General features: G+C 65.8%; 16 protein-coding genes. 9 read left to right on the plus strand and 7 right to left on the minus strand.

Translation table 11 applies throughout. The features are described from left to right. Window positions 1-141 precede the first annotated feature (141 nt). From pheS to pheT, 3 genes are read left to right on the plus strand one after another with little or no spacing between them, the layout of a single operon-like run. Window positions 142-1,224, plus strand: a complete 1,083-nt coding sequence (gene pheS, locus AC4PTO_RS02470; RefSeq protein ID WP_492731521.1) for a phenylalanine--tRNA ligase subunit alpha — start codon at window positions 142-144, stop codon at window positions 1,222-1,224. Continuing rightward, window positions 1,221-1,619 carry a hypothetical protein gene (locus AC4PTO_RS02475; protein ID WP_492731523.1) on the plus strand — a complete coding sequence of 133 codons (399 nt, stop codon included), beginning with the start codon at window positions 1,221-1,223 and terminating at the stop codon, window positions 1,617-1,619. Before pheS ends, AC4PTO_RS02475 begins: the two co-directional genes overlap by 4 nt. After that, window positions 1,616-4,024: a phenylalanine--tRNA ligase subunit beta gene (gene pheT / locus AC4PTO_RS02480; protein ID WP_492731528.1), complete on the plus strand. Its 2,409-nt coding sequence runs from the start codon at window positions 1,616-1,618 to the stop codon at window positions 4,022-4,024. The genes AC4PTO_RS02475 and pheT overlap by 4 nt, the downstream gene beginning before the upstream one ends. Before the next feature lie 53 nt (window positions 4,025-4,077). Here the strand turns inward: pheT and AC4PTO_RS02485 are convergent, their stop codons facing one another. After that, entirely contained in the window at window positions 4,078-4,773 is a 696-nt protein-coding gene (locus AC4PTO_RS02485; RefSeq protein WP_492731530.1) for a glutathione S-transferase family protein, read from the minus strand. 128 nt (window positions 4,774-4,901) lie between these two features. Between AC4PTO_RS02485 and mscL the strand changes: the two genes are divergently transcribed. Beyond that, entirely contained in the window at window positions 4,902-5,324 is a 423-nt protein-coding gene (gene mscL / locus AC4PTO_RS02490) for a large conductance mechanosensitive channel protein MscL (RefSeq protein WP_492731532.1), read from the plus strand. Between the two features lie 79 nt (window positions 5,325-5,403). On the opposite strand, the gene ald is transcribed toward mscL, so the two are convergent. Then, window positions 5,404-6,522: an alanine dehydrogenase gene (gene ald / locus AC4PTO_RS02495; protein WP_492731534.1), complete on the minus strand. Its 1,119-nt coding sequence runs from the start codon at window positions 6,520-6,522 to the stop codon at window positions 5,404-5,406. A 151-nt stretch (window positions 6,523-6,673) separates the two neighbouring features. Between ald and AC4PTO_RS02500 the strand changes: the two genes are divergently transcribed. Next, complete coding sequence (locus AC4PTO_RS02500) at window positions 6,674-7,132, plus strand: Lrp/AsnC family transcriptional regulator (RefSeq protein WP_492731536.1); 459 nt, start codon at window positions 6,674-6,676, stop codon at window positions 7,130-7,132. 1 nt (window position 7,133) lies between these two features. Here the strand turns inward: AC4PTO_RS02500 and AC4PTO_RS02505 are convergent, their stop codons facing one another. Then, window positions 7,134-8,519, minus strand: a complete 1,386-nt coding sequence (locus AC4PTO_RS02505; protein ID WP_492731538.1) for a TrkH family potassium uptake protein — start codon at window positions 8,517-8,519, stop codon at window positions 7,134-7,136. Between the two features lie 213 nt (window positions 8,520-8,732). Beyond that, entirely contained in the window at window positions 8,733-8,939 is a 207-nt protein-coding gene (gene rpsU, locus AC4PTO_RS02510; protein ID WP_010398727.1) for a 30S ribosomal protein S21, read from the minus strand. Between the two features lie 105 nt (window positions 8,940-9,044). Between rpsU and AC4PTO_RS02515 the strand changes: the two genes are divergently transcribed. Both AC4PTO_RS02515 and AC4PTO_RS02520 read left to right on the plus strand, forming a co-directional pair. Further along, window positions 9,045-9,728, plus strand: a complete 684-nt coding sequence (locus AC4PTO_RS02515; RefSeq protein ID WP_492731541.1) for a COQ9 family protein — start codon at window positions 9,045-9,047, stop codon at window positions 9,726-9,728. Continuing rightward, a complete protein-coding gene (locus tag AC4PTO_RS02520; RefSeq protein ID WP_492731543.1) occupies window positions 9,725-10,711 on the plus strand; it encodes an NAD(P)H-quinone oxidoreductase in 987 nt (328 codons plus the stop codon). The genes AC4PTO_RS02515 and AC4PTO_RS02520 overlap by 4 nt, the downstream gene beginning before the upstream one ends. 31 nt (window positions 10,712-10,742) lie before the next feature. Here AC4PTO_RS02520 and AC4PTO_RS02525 read toward each other — a convergent pair whose 3' ends face one another. Then, entirely contained in the window at window positions 10,743-11,375 is a 633-nt protein-coding gene (locus AC4PTO_RS02525; RefSeq protein WP_492731544.1) for a ribonuclease T2 family protein, read from the minus strand. 133 nt (window positions 11,376-11,508) lie between these two features. Between AC4PTO_RS02525 and AC4PTO_RS02530 the strand changes: the two genes are divergently transcribed. Continuing rightward, entirely contained in the window at window positions 11,509-12,270 is a 762-nt protein-coding gene (locus AC4PTO_RS02530) for a DUF1013 domain-containing protein (protein ID WP_492731546.1), read from the plus strand. Window positions 12,271-12,334: 64 nt separating this feature from the next. Here the strand turns inward: AC4PTO_RS02530 and AC4PTO_RS02535 are convergent, their stop codons facing one another. After that, complete coding sequence (locus AC4PTO_RS02535) at window positions 12,335-13,813, minus strand: NAD-dependent succinate-semialdehyde dehydrogenase (RefSeq protein WP_492731548.1); 1,479 nt, start codon at window positions 13,811-13,813, stop codon at window positions 12,335-12,337. Between the two features lie 89 nt (window positions 13,814-13,902). On the opposite strand from AC4PTO_RS02535, the gene AC4PTO_RS02540 reads away from it, so the two are divergent. After that, a complete protein-coding gene (locus tag AC4PTO_RS02540; RefSeq protein ID WP_492731550.1) occupies window positions 13,903-14,667 on the plus strand; it encodes an alpha/beta hydrolase in 765 nt (254 codons plus the stop codon). On the opposite strand, the gene AC4PTO_RS02545 is transcribed toward AC4PTO_RS02540, so the two are convergent. Then, window positions 14,657-15,652, minus strand: coding sequence for a P1 family peptidase (locus AC4PTO_RS02545; RefSeq protein ID WP_492731552.1), 996 nt, complete (start codon window positions 15,650-15,652; stop codon window positions 14,657-14,659). The genes AC4PTO_RS02540 and AC4PTO_RS02545 overlap by 11 nt on opposite strands. Between the last annotated feature and the right edge of the window lie 4 nt (window positions 15,653-15,656).

Below are 15,656 nucleotides of genomic sequence, written 5' to 3' on the forward strand. Positions count from 1 at the left end.
TTCCCCCAAGGGGATTGCAATTCAGAACCCCGCGCTGGCGCTTCGCCATGCGCGGGGTTTTTCTTTGTGCCCCAACGGGGTGTGCTTGAAATCGGGTCGGGCTGTGGCTAGCACGGGGCCGGACCAGACAGGAGAACAGCGATGAACGCGCTCGATGTGCTCAGGGGCAAATATCTCGACGGGATCGCGGCGGCCGGGGATGAGGCCGCGCTTGAGGAGATCCGCCTTGCCGCGCTTGGCAAGAAGGGCGAGATCAGCCTGAAGATGCGGGAACTGGGCCAGATGACGCCGGAAGAGCGGCAGACCACCGGCGCCGCCCTGAACCGCCTCAAGGACGAGCTCGACGCCGCCCTGCGCGCCCGCAAGGCCGCCCTTGCCGATGCCGCGCTCGAGGCGCGCCTGGCCACCGAATGGCTGGACGTGACGCTGCCCGCGCGCCCGCGCCCGCGCGGCACGATCCACCCGGTCAGCCAGGTGATGGACGAGGTGACCGCGATCTTCGCCGATATGGGCTTTGCCGTGGCCGAGGGGCCGCAGGTCGAATCCGACTGGTATAATTTCGACGCGCTGAACATCGCGCCCGAGCATCCCGCCCGGCAGGAACACGACACCTTCTTCATGGTGCGCGATCCGGCCGATCCGCGCCCGCCGCATGTGCTGCGCACCCATACCAGCCCCGTGCAGATCCGCGCGATGCAGGAACAGGGCGCGCCGATCCGCGTGATCGCGCCGGGCCGCGTCTATCGCATGGACATGGACCAGACCCACGCGCCGATGTTCCACCAGGTCGAGGGCATGGCGATCGGCAAGGACATCTCGATGGCCAACCTGAAATGGGTGCTGGAAGAGTTCTGCAAGGCCTTCTTCGAGGTGCCGAACGTGGAGCTGCGCTTCCGCGCAAGCCACTTCCCCTTCACCGAACCCTCGGCCGAGGTTGACATCCGCTGTTCCTGGGAAGGCGGTCAGCTGAAGATAGGCGAGGGCAATTCCTGGATGGAGATCCTGGGCTCGGGGATGATGCATCCGAAGGTCCTGGAGGCGGGAGGGATCGACCCGAACGAATGGCAGGGCTTTGCCTTCGGCATGGGGATCGACCGGCTGGCGATGCTGAAATACGGCATCCCCGACCTGCGGGCCTTCTTCGAGAGCGACCTGCGCTGGCTGCGGCATTACGGCTTTGCGGCCGGCGACGTTCCGACGGTGTTCGGGGGGTTGAGCAGGTGAAACTGCGCCCCCTTCGTTCTCGGATGCTTCTCCTCCTCGCTGACCAGGGCGCGCCCTATCAGGGCAGGTTTCCGGCGTGTGACCAGTTAATGGGTCGTGATCCGCTGAATCTTTCGTCCAAGGTGTCGCCTGACCATGAAGCCGTTGAGTACGAACTGTCTCTTTTGGAGCAGGAAGGGCTTGTGAGTACTGCGTCCGATGATCTCTTCGGCACTTCGGCCCAATTGACTGCTGCGGGTCTACGGGAGGCTGAGGCTCTTGCGATGTCGTGGTACAAGCGTGCCTATCGTAACATCACTGCGAACGGCTGGAGCATCGCGGCCGCTGTTTTTACTTCGCTAGTCCTGCCGCTGTTCGCGCAATGGCTGGCTAAGCTCTGGGAGCTAGACCAATGAAATTTACCCTCTCCTGGCTGAAAGACCATCTCGAGACCGAGGCGAGCCTCGATGAGATCACCTATGCCCTCACCGATCTTGGCCTTGAGGTCGAAGAGGTCGTGAACCCGGCGGGGCGGCTGGCGGCCTTTACCCTTGCCAAGGTGCTGCATGCCGAGCAGCACCCCGATGCCGACCGGCTGCGCGTCTGCCGCGTGATGACGGATGAGGGCGAAAAGCAGATCGTCTGCGGCGCGCCGAACGCGCGGGCGGGCATCACCGTCGTGCTGTGCAAGCCCGGCGATTATGTGCCCGGCATCGACACCACCCTTGGCGTGGGCAAGATCCGCGGCGTGGAAAGCCATGGCATGATGGCCTCGGAGCGCGAGCTGGAGCTTTCGGACGAGCATAACGGCATCATCGAGCTGCCCTCGGGCGAGGTCGGACAGAAATTCACCGACTGGCTGGCCGAGAATCGCCCCGAAACGGTGGACCCGATGATCCATATCAAGATCACGCCGAACCGCCCCGACGCGCTTGGCGTGCGCGGCATCGCGCGCGATCTGGCGGCGCGCGGCCTTGGCCGGCTGAAGCCGCTTGAGGTGGCGCCGGTGCCCGGCGGGTTCGACAGCCCGATCAAGGTGCATATCGACCCCGCGCTGAAGCAAAAGGGCTGCCCGCTTTTCGCCGGGCGGCTGATCCGCGGCGTGGTGAACGGCCCCAGCCCCGACTGGCTGCAACAGCGGCTGCGCGCCATCGGCCTGCGTCCGATCTCGGCGCTGGTCGACATCACCAATTTCTTCACTTTCGATCTGAACCGCCCGCTGCACGTTTTCGATGCGGCCAGGGTGAAGGGCGATCTGCGCATCCATCCCGCGAAGGGCGGCGAAGCGCTGCTGGCGCTGGACGACAAGACCTATACGCTGCGTGAAGGCATGATGCTGATCTCGGACGACGCGCAACCCGAAAGCCTTGCCGGGATCATGGGGGGCGCGGCGTCGGGCTGCACCGGGGACACCGTCGATGTCTTCCTGGAAAGCGCCTATTGGGACCCGATCACCATCGCGGCCACGGGGCGCGCGCTGAAGATCAACTCGGACGCGCGCTACCGGTTCGAGCGCGGCGTGGACCCGGAATTCACCCTGCCGGGGCTGGAACTGGCCACGCAGATGGTGCTGGACCTGTGCGGCGGTGAGGCCTCTGCGGTGGTGATGGATGGCGCCGTGCCGCAGGTGGACCGCGCCTACCGGCTGGACCCTGCGCGCGTGATCAGCCTTGTCGGCATGGACATTCCCGCGGCCGAGCAGCGCGCGACGCTGGAGGCCTTGGGCTTCACGCTGAAGGGCGATATGGTCACGCCCCCCGGCTGGCGCCCCGACATTCTGGGCGAGGCCGACCTGATCGAGGAGGTGGCGCGCATCGCCTCGCTGACGCGGCTGGCCGGGCGGCCGATGGCGCGCGAAAGCGTGGGCGTGCCGGGGCCGGTCCTGACGCCGATGCAGGTGCGCGAAAAGACCGTGCGGCGCATGATGGCGGCGCTTGGCTACAACGAATGCGTCACCTACAGCTTCATCGACGCGAAAAGCGCCACGCTTTTCGGCGGTGGCGCGGATGCGACGCGGATCGAGAACCCGATCAGCTCGGAGATGACGCATATGCGGCCCGATCTGCTGGCGGGGCTGTTGCAGGCGGCGGCCCGCAACCAGGCGCGCGGCTTTGCCGATCTGGCGCTGTTCGAGGTGGGACCGGCCTTCACCGGCGGCGAGCCGGGCGATCAGCAGGTGCAGGCCGCGGGCCTTCTGGTGGGCCATGCCGCGCCGCGCGATCCCTATGGCTCGCGCCGGCCGGTCGACCTGTTCGATGCCAAGGCCGATGCCGAGACCGTGCTGGCCGCGATCGGCGCCCCGGCGAAGATGCAGATCAACCGCAAGGTCGCGCCTTGGTGGCATCCGGGCCGCGCGGGCGTGATGGCGCTTGGCCCCAAGGCGCTCTGCGTCTATGGCGAGGTGCATCCGAAGATCCTGCGCGAGATGGATGTGAAGGGCCCCGCCGTCGCCTTCACGATATGGCCCGAGAACGTGCCCTTCCCGAAGGTGAAAACCCCCACCCGCCCGGCGCTCGACCTGTCGGACCTGCAAGCGGTGGAGCGGGACTTCGCCTTCGTGGTGGACGAGGGCGTCGAGGCGTTGACTGCCGTGAACGCGGCCGCGGGCGCCGATAAGGCGCTGATCGAAAGCGTGCGCATCTTCGACCAGTTCACGGGCGAGAAGGCCGAGGCGCAGATGGGCGCAGGCAAGAAATCCATCGCGCTGACCGTGCGGCTGCAACCCCGCGACAAGACCCTGACCGATGCCGAGATCGAGGCCGTGGCCGCGAAGATCGTCGAGAAGGTCACCAAGGCGACCGGCGGCAGCCTGCGCGGCTGAGGCGCCGGAAACGATCCGGCGCGGCACCCCGCAAGGTGCCGCGCCGCCCCACATCAATCGCGTTTGGGGATGTTCAGCCCGCGCTGCACGGCGGGGCGCGCAAGGAAGCGCTCCAGATAGGCGGGCACATGGGCAAGCTTTTCCCAGCCGGTGATCTCGCTTGCCTTGTAGAAATTGCGCAGCGTGCGCAGCCAGGGGCAAAGCGCGATATCGGCGATGGAATAGTCGCCCGCGATCCATTCCTTCCCCGCAAGGGCGCCGTCCAGCACCTTCAGCAGGCGTTCGGCCTCGGCGCGGTAGCGTTCCTTCGGGCGCGGGTCCTCAACCTCCTTTCCGGCGAAGGTATGGAAGAACCCGAGCTGGCCGAACATCGGCCCGACCCCGCCCATCTGGAACATGAGCCATTGCAGAACCTCGTAGCGGTTTTCCTGCGGCAGCAGGAGGCCGGTCTTTTCCGCCAGGTAGATCAGGATCGCGCCGCTTTCGAACAGTGGCAGCGGCTTGCCGCCGGGGCCGTCCGGGTCGATGATGGCGGGGATCTTGTTGTTGGGATTCAGCGAAAGGAACTCGGGGCTCATCTGGTCATTGGTGTCGAAGCTGACCAGATGGGGGTCGTAGGGCAGGCCGAGTTCCTCAAGCGCGATCGAAACCTTCACGCCGTTCGGCGTGGGCAAAGAGTAGAGCTGGATCGCCCCCGGCGTTTGCGGCGGCCATCTTCTGGTGATCGGAAATTGGGCAAGCGTGTTCATTGCGGACTCCTGTCTGTCATATGGGCAGAAAGCCAGAATTTTCCCCGCTGCGAAAGGCTGCACAAACGCACAGAATGTGTTAACGCTAGCGTGTTCGCGCCCAAGGGCGTTTTTCGTGGGGACAGATAATGATCAACGAGTTCAAGAACTTCATTGCCAAGGGCAATGTCATGGATATGGCGGTCGGTATCATCATCGGCGCGGCCTTCACGGCGATCGTGTCGTCGCTGGTGGCCGATCTGATCAACCCGATCATCGGACTGATCACCGGGGGCCTCGATTTCTCGAACCTCTTCGTGAATCTCGGCGAGGGTGAGTTCACCTCGCTTGCCGCCGCTCGCGAGGCCGGGGCGCCGGTGTTTGCCTATGGCGCATTCCTGACCGCCGTCATCAATTTCCTGATCATCGCCTTCGTGGTCTTCCTGCTGGTCAAGGGTGTGAACCGGATCAAGGAAGCCGCCGAGAAGAAGGAAGAAGCCAAGCCCGAAGAACCCGCGGGCCCGAGCGAGCTGGACGTTCTTCTTGAGATCCGCGACGCGCTGAAGCGCTGAGCCGGGTGAATATTGCCGAAGGCCCGCCTGTCATGGCGGGCCTTCTTCTTTTGGGCAAGCGCGGGCCGAGATGCGCCCGCTACAGGGCCAGGGCCTCTTCCGCGCGGATATGGGGCAGATTCAGCGCCTCGCCCACGGCGGCATAGGTCAGCTGCCCCGCATGGACGTTCAGCCCGGCCAGCAGATGCGCATCATCCTTGCAGGCCTGTTTCCAGCCCTTGTCCGCAAGCGCCAGCATGAAGGGCAGCGTGGCGTTGCCAAGGGCCTGGGTCGAGGTGCGCGCCACCGCGCCGGGCATGTTGGCCACGCAGTAATGCATGATCCCGTCCACCTCGTAGATCGGGTCCTGATGGGTGGTCGGGCGCGAGGTCTCGAAACAGCCGCCCTGGTCGATGGCGACATCGACGATGGCCGCGCCGGGGCGCATATGGGCCAGGTCCGCGCGCCGGACCAGCTTGGGGGCCGAGGCGCCGGGCACCAGGACGGCCCCGACCACCATGTCGGCGCGCCGCACCAGTTCGGTCGTGACGGCCTGATTGGCGTATTGGGTGGTCAGCTTGCCGTGGAACAGATCGTCCAGAAAGCTGAGCCGCGCGATCGAACGGTCCAGCACCGTGACGCGGGCGCCCATGCCCACCGCGACCCGTGCCGCGGCGGTTCCCACCACCCCGCCGCCGATGATGACCACATCCGCGGGCGGCACACCCGGCACGCCGCCCAGAAGCACGCCTCGCCCGCCATTGGCCTTTTGCAGCGTCCAGGCCCCCATCTGCGGGGCAAGCCTGCCGGCAACCTCGGACATCGGCGCCAGAAGCGGCAACCCGCCCGCACGGTCGGTGACGGTTTCATAGGCGATGCAGGTCGCGCCCGAGGCCAGCAGGTCGCGTGTCTGCTCGGGGTCGGGGGCAAGGTGGAGATAGGCGAACAGGATCTGCCCCTTGCGCAGGCGCGCGCGCTCGATGGCCTGCGGCTCCTTGACCTTCACGATCATCTCGGCCTCGGCAAAGACGGCATCGGCATCGGGCAGGATGCGCGCGCCGGCCGCCACATAATCGGCATCGCCATAGCCCGAGCCTTCGCCCGCGCCGGTCTCGATCATCACGTCATGGCCGCGTGCCACCGCGTCGCGCGCGGCATGCGGCGTCAGCCCGACGCGGAATTCCTGTGGCTTGATCTCTTTCGGGCATCCGATCTTCATGGCTGGTCCTCCCTGACTCCATTCGGATTGTTATTGCTCCAGCGTGCAGCAGGTTGCGCGGCAATGCATTGAAAACTTGGCCTCGCCGCCGCGTGCTCATGTGTGTATTCTTCGACAAAACTCCGCTTGAACAAAGAAAAGTTGCACATCCATGACGCTTGACGCGACAGACCGCCGAATCCTGACCGTGCTGCAAAAGCGCGGGCGCATCTCCAACGCGGAACTGTCCGAACGTGTGAACCTGTCGCCTTCGGCCTGCCACCGCCGCGTGCAGCGGCTGGAGGAAGACGGCTACATTCGGGATTACGTCGCGCTTCTGGACGCGCGCAAGCTTGGGCGGCAGACGACCGTTTTCGTGGAGATCACCCTGTCGGGGCAGGCCGACGAAGTGCTCGAGGCGTTCGAGCGCGAGGTGAAGAAGATCCCCGACGTGCTGGAGTGCCATCTGATGGCGGGCAGTGCGGATTATCTTCTCAAGGTCGTGGTGGCCGATACCGAGGATTACGCGCGAATCCATCGTGCCGCCCTGGCGCGCCTTCCGGGGGTTGCGCAGATGCAAAGCTCGTTCGCGCTGCGCACGGTATTCAAGACCACGGCCCTGCCGGTCTGATCTAGCTGCGCCAGAAACGCGGCAGGAAGACGACAAGGATGGCCAGAAGGCCAAGCCGCCCGAGAAGCATGGCAAGCGTCAGAAGCCAGATCGCGGTATCGTTGAAATCGACCATCGTTCCGGTGCGCGCAACCATCGGCCCGAACCCGAAGCCGATGTTCCCGACCGCCGCCCAGACGGCGAACAGGGCCGATTGCATGTCGATGCCGGTCATCGACACGCCGACAGAAAGCACTCCGAGCGTCAGGATGTAGCCGGTGAAATAGAACATCAGCGGGTCAAGGGTATCGCTATCGAGGATCTTGCCCGCATAGCGCGGTAGAACCACCCTGTGCGGCGCATGCAGCCTGCGCACCGCCGTAACGATCGCGGCGGCAAGTGCCTGCCAGCGAAACACCGACAGCGCCCCGGAACTGGACCCGGTGCAGCCGCCGATCATGCCTGCACAGAACGCGGCGGCCAGCGGAAAAGTGCCCCAGCTTTCGACATTGGCCGAGAAAAAGCCCGTCCCGGTCATGATCGAGGCATAGTTGAACAAGGTTTCCCTCAGGATTTGTTCGGCTGGCGCGGTGTCGTGAAGCAAACGCCAGGCCGACACGCTGGCGAAGACCCAGCCGAACCAGCGCAGGAAGGCCGCAACCTGTGGGTCGCGCAGGATTGCCCGCGGCGTGCCGCGCAGCAGCTGCACATATCGTATGAAGGGCAGGGCGCTTGCCAGCATGAAGATCGCCCCGGCATATTGCGCGCCGTTCGACCAGCCCGAGAAGCTTGCGTCCGTTGTGCCGAAGCCGCCCGTGGCGATGGTTGCCATGGCGTGAACCAGCGCATCAAGCGCGGGCATGCCCAGCATCATGTAGATCACGGCACAAAGCGCGGTCAGAAGCATGTAGACGCGCAGCAATTCGCGTGCGATGTCCCGGGCGCGGGGTAGAACCTTGCCCAGGGTGTCGAAGCCCTCGGTCTGGAAAAATCGCATCCCGCCGACCCGCATGACCGGCAGGAAGATCATCGCCACGAAAGCAATGCCCAGCCCGCCCATCCAGTTCAGCATGCCCCGCCATAGCACGACGCTACGCGGTAGATTATCAAGCCCCGTGAAGACAGTGTAGCCGGTCGTGGTGATGCCCGAGACCGCCTCGAAATAGGCATCGGTCAGGCTGGCGTCCGGTCGGCCGTAAAGAAAGGGCAGCGCCGCAAAGAAGGGAACAACCACCCATATCCCCGCGGTCAGCAGGTAGGCCTGACGCAGATCGAAGGGGCGTTGTTTCTCGACGCGACTGGCAAGCGCCAGAAGCGCCCCGGCAAGGGATGTCTCGATCGCCGCCTCAAGCACCTGGGGCCAGTTCGGATCGCCAAGCGCGAGATCGAGGCCGGCCGGAACGGTCATGGCAACCCCCAGTGCCAGCAGGATCAATCCGAGGATGTGAAAGACGGGGCCGAGGGCTGGCATGGTGGTGAAGGGGTGCGCCCGGCGCCCGCCATAGTCAAGTCACAGCAGCGGGAGGCACCAAAAAACCCCCGATGGCGCGGCCACGGGGGTTGATCGGTGCGGGCGAACCCGCCAGCGGTTCCAGTCGCCTGAAACGCGCGATGAAGGGCCTTAAAGGGCGCCTTCGCGCTGAGCCTTCTTGCGCGCCAGTTTACGGGCACGGCGGATGGCCTCGGCCTTTTCGCGCGCTTTCTTGACGGAGGGTTTCTCGAAATGCTGCTTGAGCTTCATTTCACGAAACACACCCTCGCGCTGAAGTTTCTTCTTCAGAGCACGAAGCGCCTGTTCGACGTTGTTGTCGCGAACGCTGACCTGCATGTGGTGTCACCACCTTCCTAAGTTAAAGTTGCATGCGGTTGCAGGAAGCGGCCATATAGCAAAGGCCGGTGGGTTTGTCTACATGTTGCACGGGAAGGAAACGCGATGAAGAACGAGCATCTTGAACCGGATCGGGTGCGCGCGGAATTGCTGGATGCGATCGTGCCGCATGTGCCGTTCGACGGCTGGTCCGAACCCGCCTTTCGCGCGGCGGTGGAGGATACGGGCCTTGACCCGGCGCTTGCCGCGGTGATCTGCCCGCGCGGGGCGGTGGATCTTGCGGTTGCCTATCATCGCGCGGGCGACAGGGCGATGCTGGATGCGCTTGGCGCGGCGGATCTTGGCGGGATGAAGTTCCGCGACAAGGTTGCCACCGCCGTGCGGCTGCGGCTGGAGCCGGCCGACCGAGAACTGGTGCGCCGCGGCATGGCGCTTTTCGCGCTCCCGCAGCATGCGGGTGTGGGGGCCGGGCTGGTCTGGGGCACGGTCGATGCCATCTGGACGGCGCTTGGCGACGAAAGCCGGGATTATAACTGGTATTCCAAGCGGCTGACGCTGTCGGGTGTCTATTCCGCGACGGTCCTTTTCTGGATCGGGGATGACAGCGCGGGGCATGCCGACACCTGGGACTTCCTCGACCGTCGCATCGCGGACGTGATGCAGTTCGAAAGGATCAAGGGGCAGGTTCTGCGCCTGCCCGGCCTGGGGGCGATTCTGGGGAAGGTGCGCGCCCCCTCGCCGCAAGGGGATCTGCCCGGCGCCCTGTCCGGCAAGGAGCACGCGCAATGAGCCTTCCCCATCAGATGCGCGTGGTCGAGATTTCTGCCCCCGGCGGCCCCGAGGTGCTGCGCCCCGCCGTGCGGCAGGTGCCGGTGCCCGCGCAGGGCGAGATCCTGATCAAGGTTCACTATGCGGGCGTGAACCGCCCCGATGCGCTGCAACGCGCGGGCGCCTACAAGGCGCCGCCGGGCGCGTCGGACCTGCCGGGGCTGGAATGCGCGGGCAGGATCGCGGCGCTTGGGCCGGGTGTCTCGGGCTGGGCGGTGGGCGATGCGGTCTGCGCGCTTCTGCCCGGCGGGGGCTATGCCGAATATGTCACCTGCCCGGCCGCCAATGCGCTGCCGGTGCCCGCGGGGCTGGACATGCGTTCGGCGGCCTGCCTGCCGGAAACCTGCTTCACCGTCTGGTCGAACGTGGTGCAGCGCGGCGGCCTGAAGGCGGGTGAGCGGTTTTTGGTGCATGGCGGGTCTTCGGGGATCGGCACCACCGCCATCCAGATCGCGCATGCGCTTGGCGCAAGGGTCTTTGCCACGGCCGGATCGGCCGAAAAATGCGCGGCCTGCGTCGGGCTGGGGGCCACGGCGATCAATTACCGCGATCAGGATTTCGTCGAGATCCTGCGCGCCGAGGGTGGCGCGAACCTTGTTCTCGACATGGTGGGCGGCAGCTATATTTCGCGCAATATCAAGGCAATGGCGGATGACGGGCGGATGGTCTTCATCGCCTTCCTCGAAAGCCCCAAGGCCGAGATCAATTTCGCGCAGGTGATGCTGCGGCGGCTGACGATCACCGGCTCGACGCTACGGCCGCAATCGGATGCGGCCAAGGCGCAGATCGCCCGAGAGCTGCACGAAAAGGTCTGGCCCATGGTCACATCGGGCAAGCTGCGCGTCATCCATGACAGCGAATACCCGCTGGAAGAGGCCGCCGCCGCCCATGCCCGCATGGAAAGCAGCGCCCATATCGGAAAGATCGCCCTGCGGGTCAGCTGACCTTCGGGGCCGCGCCCGCCGTCTTCGTGCTTCAGCGCACGGCCTCCATCAGCGCGTCCGTCATGCGGCAATCGCGGGCCGTGTCGGTGCCGCAGGGGCGGGGGCGCAGGTCTTTCGTCAGGCAGATGCGCGCCTCCTGGATGCGGCCCTGGTCGCAGGTGATGGTGATCATGTTGCGATCAAGCGCCGGGTTGGCCTCGATGAAGGCCTCCTCGACGACCGGGGCGGGCAGCTTCACGTCGCGGTTCAGGCGGCGGAAGACCTCGGGGATGGTGATGCTGTCATAGGCGGTGCGTGCGGTTTCAAAATATTGCGCGGCCGACAGGCCGGTGCAGCGGCCATGCTTTTTCCACTGATGCCAGGCCAGCCCGGCCGCGCCCATGATATCGGCCATCTCCGCCGTCTGGCGGCGCGAGGGATCGCGCGCGCCCGTGCGGCAGTAAGAGGGCCATCCGCTTTCATATTGCGGCCACAGGCCATGCAGCGTGAAGCTGTAATCATGGCGCGGGTCGCACTGATCCTCGTTGCGCGCATCGCCCGTGGTGGCACACCACCCCGGCGACCAGGACAGCGACAGCAGGTAATAGTCGAACGCGCCGGCCCTCTCGCCCTCGGCGAGGGCGGGGCTTGACAAGAGCAGGCTCAGCAGGGCTGCGCGGATCATTTTTGCTTTCCTCCGTCTGCGTTCGGCACTATATAACGCGGTAATTCCCCTTCCGAAATGGACCGCGACCGAAGGAGAACCCCGGTCGCAGCCGATTTCACGGCGCGGGAGAGATTTGTAAAGGATGGCTCCGATGACGAACAAGCCCCTGATGGCCAAGGCGACCGCGGTCTGGCTGGTGGACAATACGACGCTTTCGTTCAAGCAGATCGCGGATTTCTGCGGCCTGCACGAGCTGGAAGTGCAGGGCATCGCGGATGGCGATGTGGCGGCCGGCGTGAAGGGATTCGATCCGATCGCCTCGAACCAGCTTGATCAGGCCGAGATCACCAAGGGCGAGGCCGATCCGCTTTACAAGCTGCGGCTGAAGTTCAACGCCGCCTCGGTCGGCGAGGACAAGCGCCGCGGGCCGCGCTATACGCCGCTGTCCAAGCGTCAGGACCGCCCGAACGCCATCCTGTGGCTGGTGAAGTTCCACCCCGAACTGGCCGATGCGCAGATCGCGCGCCTGGTCGGCACGACCAAGCCCACGATCGCCTCGATCCGCGAGCGGACGCATTGGAACATCGCCAACATGACCCCGATCGACCCGGTGGCGCTTGGCCTGTGCCGTCAGTCCGAACTGGACGGCGAAGTGCAGAAGGCCGCGAAGAAGAAGGCCGCCGAAGGCGGGCTGATGACCGATGACGAGCGTCGCAAGCTGGTGTCGACCGAGCAGAGCCTTGGCATGAGCGACGAGCCGCGCCTGCCCTCGGCGATCCAGGGGCTGGAGAATTTCACCCTTGGCGGCAAGGACGAGGAAGAGGAAAACCCGCGCGATTTCTCGAACGCGGACAGCTTCTTCAACCTGCCCGAAGGCGATGACGACGACGAGGATGAAGACGACAAGCGCTGAGCGCCCGGATCGTCGGAAGAAAAAGGCCGCGCGGTTGCGCGGCCTTTCGCATTTCGGCGCCGGGTCAGACCGACAGGCAGATATATTTCATCTCCAGGTAATCCTCCATCCCGTGATGCGAGCCTTCGCGGCCAAGGCCGGATTGCTTGACACCGCCGAAGGGGGCCACCTCGGTCGAGATGATGCCGGTGTTCACGCCGACGATGCCGTATTCCAGCCCTTCCTGAACGCGGGTGATGCGCCCCACGTCGCGGGCGTAGAAATACGAGGCCAGCCCGAAGATCGTGGCATTGGCCTTGGCGACCACCTCTTCCTCGGTCTCGAAGCGGAACAGCGGCGCGAGGGGGCCGAAGGTTTCCTCGTTCGTCACCAGCATGTCGTCCTTGACGCCCGCGACGACGGTCGGCTGGAAGAACGAGCCGCCCAGTTCGTGACGCTTGCCGCCGGTCACCACGCGCGCGCCCTTGCTGAGCGCGTCCTCGATATGCTCTTCAACCTTCTCGACGGCGGCCATGTTCACCAGCGGGCCGGTGGTCACGCCCTCTTCCAACCCGTCCCCGACATTCAGCTTGGCCACCGCGGCCGACAGCTTTTCGGCGAAGGCGTCATAGACGCCGGCCTGCACATAGATGCGGTTGGCGCAGACACAGGTCTGCCCGTTGTTGCGGAATTTCGAGGCCATCGCGCCCTCGACCGCGGCATCCAGATCGGCATCGTCGAAGACGATGAAGGGCGCGTTGCCGCCCAGCTCCATCGAGCATTTCATGACCTGATCGGCCGCCTGGCGCAGCAGGATCCGCCCCACCTCGGTCGAGCCGGTGAAGGTCAGCTTGCGCACGGCCGGGTTCTCGCAAAGCTCCTTGCCGATATCGGACGAGCGTTTCGAGGTGATGACCGAGAAGATCCCCTTCGGCAGGCCCGCCCGTTCGCCCAGAACCGCAAGCGCAAGCGCCGAAAGCGGGGTTTCCGCCGCAGGCCGCGCGACAAAGCCGCAGCCCGCCGCAAGGGCCGGGCCGCATTTGCGGGTGATCATCGCATTGGGGAAGTTCCACGGCGTGATCGAGCCGACAACCCCGATGGGCTGCTTGATTACGGTGATGCGCTTGTCGCGCATATGGCCGGGGATGGTTTCGCCATAGACGCGCTTGGCCTCTTCGCCGAACCATTCGATGAAGCTGGCGCCATAGGCGATCTCGCCTTTCGCCTCGGCCAGCGGCTTGCCCATTTCGGCGGTCAGGATGCGGCCTAGATCCTCCTGGTTCTCCATCATCAGGTCGAACCACTTGCGCAGGATCTGTGCGCGTTCCTTGCCGGTGCGTGCGGCCCATTCCTTCATCGCCGTCTCGGCGGCGGCGATGGCGCGGGCGGTTTCGGCCCGGCCAAGGTTTGGCACCTCGCAGATCACGTCGCCGCGCGCGGGGTTGGTCACCGGGAAGGTGGTGCCGTCATCGGCCTCGATCCATTCGCCCGCAACATAGGCGCGCGTGGCCAGAAGGCTGGGGTCGTTGAGAAGTGATTTCAGGTCCGTGGTTGTGTCGAGCATGCTGGCCTCCCTCTTTGGGCATGTTAGGAAAGAACCACGGAGCCGGTGCGGAGTCCATCCCGACGACTGGCCAGAAGCGGAGGATGAAGATGGCCGAATTGGACGATGCCTATGCCAATATGGCGCATATCCCTGACGGAAATCGTTTTCCCGACCTCTGGGCCACGCGTTCGCTGCATTTTCTGCAAGAGCATCGCGCCCAGGTTGTCCACACCGGGCCGTCGGACCGGGCGCGGTTCCTGTTCTGGCGCGGCGGCCCCGACCTTCTGGTGATCGTGCATGGCGGCTACTGGCTTAAATTCGCACCCGAAGAGTTCGCGCATCTGGCGGGTGGTGCGTTGCGGGCGGGCTGGTCGGTGGCGATGCCAGCCTATCCGCTGGCCCCCGCCGCGCGCCTGCCGCAAATCGTGCAGGCGCTTGCCGGGGCGCTGGAGGTGATGGGCAATCTTGCTCCGGGGCGGGTCCATCTGACGGGGCATTCGGCGGGGGGGCATCTTGTGGCGCGCCTTCTTGCGCCCGGCATGCTGCCCGCCCGGATCGTCGCGCGGATCGCGCGGGTGGTGCCGATCTCTCCGCTGTCGGATCTGCGCCCGCTCTTGCGCACCTCGATGAATGCCGATCTGAAGCTGGATGCGCAGACCGCGCAGGACGAAAGCCCGGTCTTTCAGCCGCGCCCCGCGGTGCCGGTCCATGTCTGGGTGGGCGGGGCCGAGCGTCCGGTCTTTCTCGATCAGGCGCGGTGGCTGGCCGAGGCCTGGACCTGCCCGGTCACGGTCGATACGGGGCGGCACCATTTCGACGTGATCGAGGGGCTGGAGCATCCCTCGGCGCTGCTTTCGGCTGTCATCGGCTGAAAAGGCGCTGCCAGGCGGGTTGCAGATCCCCCGGCGCGGGTTGCGCGCAATGGACCGCGCGGGCGATGGCGCGGGCAAGGCAACTGGCGGCGGCATGGCCCAGGACGAAGGTGTCGGTCGCCGGATCGGCCAGCGGCCTTGCGCCGGTGGCCGCGGCAAAGACCAGATCGCCGTCGAAAGGCGTGTGGCTGGGCACGATGGCGCGCGCCATGCCGTCATGCGCGGCCACCGCCATGCGTTGCGCCTGCGCCTGGGTCAGGGCCGCGTCGGTTGCGACGATGGCGATGGTCGTGGCCTCGCCCAGCCGTTTCATGGGCGCGGGTTCGGCCCCCGGATCATGCCCCGCTGCGGCCGGGCCAAGCCCGCCGAACTCGTCCCCCATCTCCCACGGCGCGGCCCAGAAATGCGGGCCTTCGCCCACCGTGACCGACCCAAGCGCGTTGACCGCGACCAGCGCGCCCACGGTGATGCCGTTTTCCAGCACCGCCGAGGCCGATCCAAGCCCACCCTTCAGCCGCCCCGTCATCGCGCCGAAGCCCGCGCCCGCGCTGCCAAGCGCGAAATCGGTGCCGCGCGCCTCAAGCGCCTGCCGGCCAAGCGCGCCATAGGGGTTTTGCGTCCAGTCCTTGTTGCCGCCATTGAGCAGATCGAACAGGATCGCGCCGGGCACGATCGGCACCCGGATCACGCCAAGCGGAAAACCCCGCCCCATCGCGCGCAGCCCCTCGGCCACGCCCGAAGCCGCGTCGAGCCCGAAGGCTGAGCCGCCCGACAGCACGAGCGCGTCGACCTCCTGCACCATCTTGTCGGGCGCCAGCAGGTCGGTCTCGCGCGTTCCCGGCGCGCCGCCCATGACATGCACGGCGGCGGTGAAGGGGCGCTCGGCCAAAAGGACGGTGGCGCCGCTGCGCAGCCCCGCGTCCTGGGCACTGCCGACCATCAGCCCGTCGATATCGGTGATAAGGTTTCGCCGCCCCGGCTTCATCGCG

It is taken from the genome of Rhodobacter maritimus, from assembly GCF_058747975.1.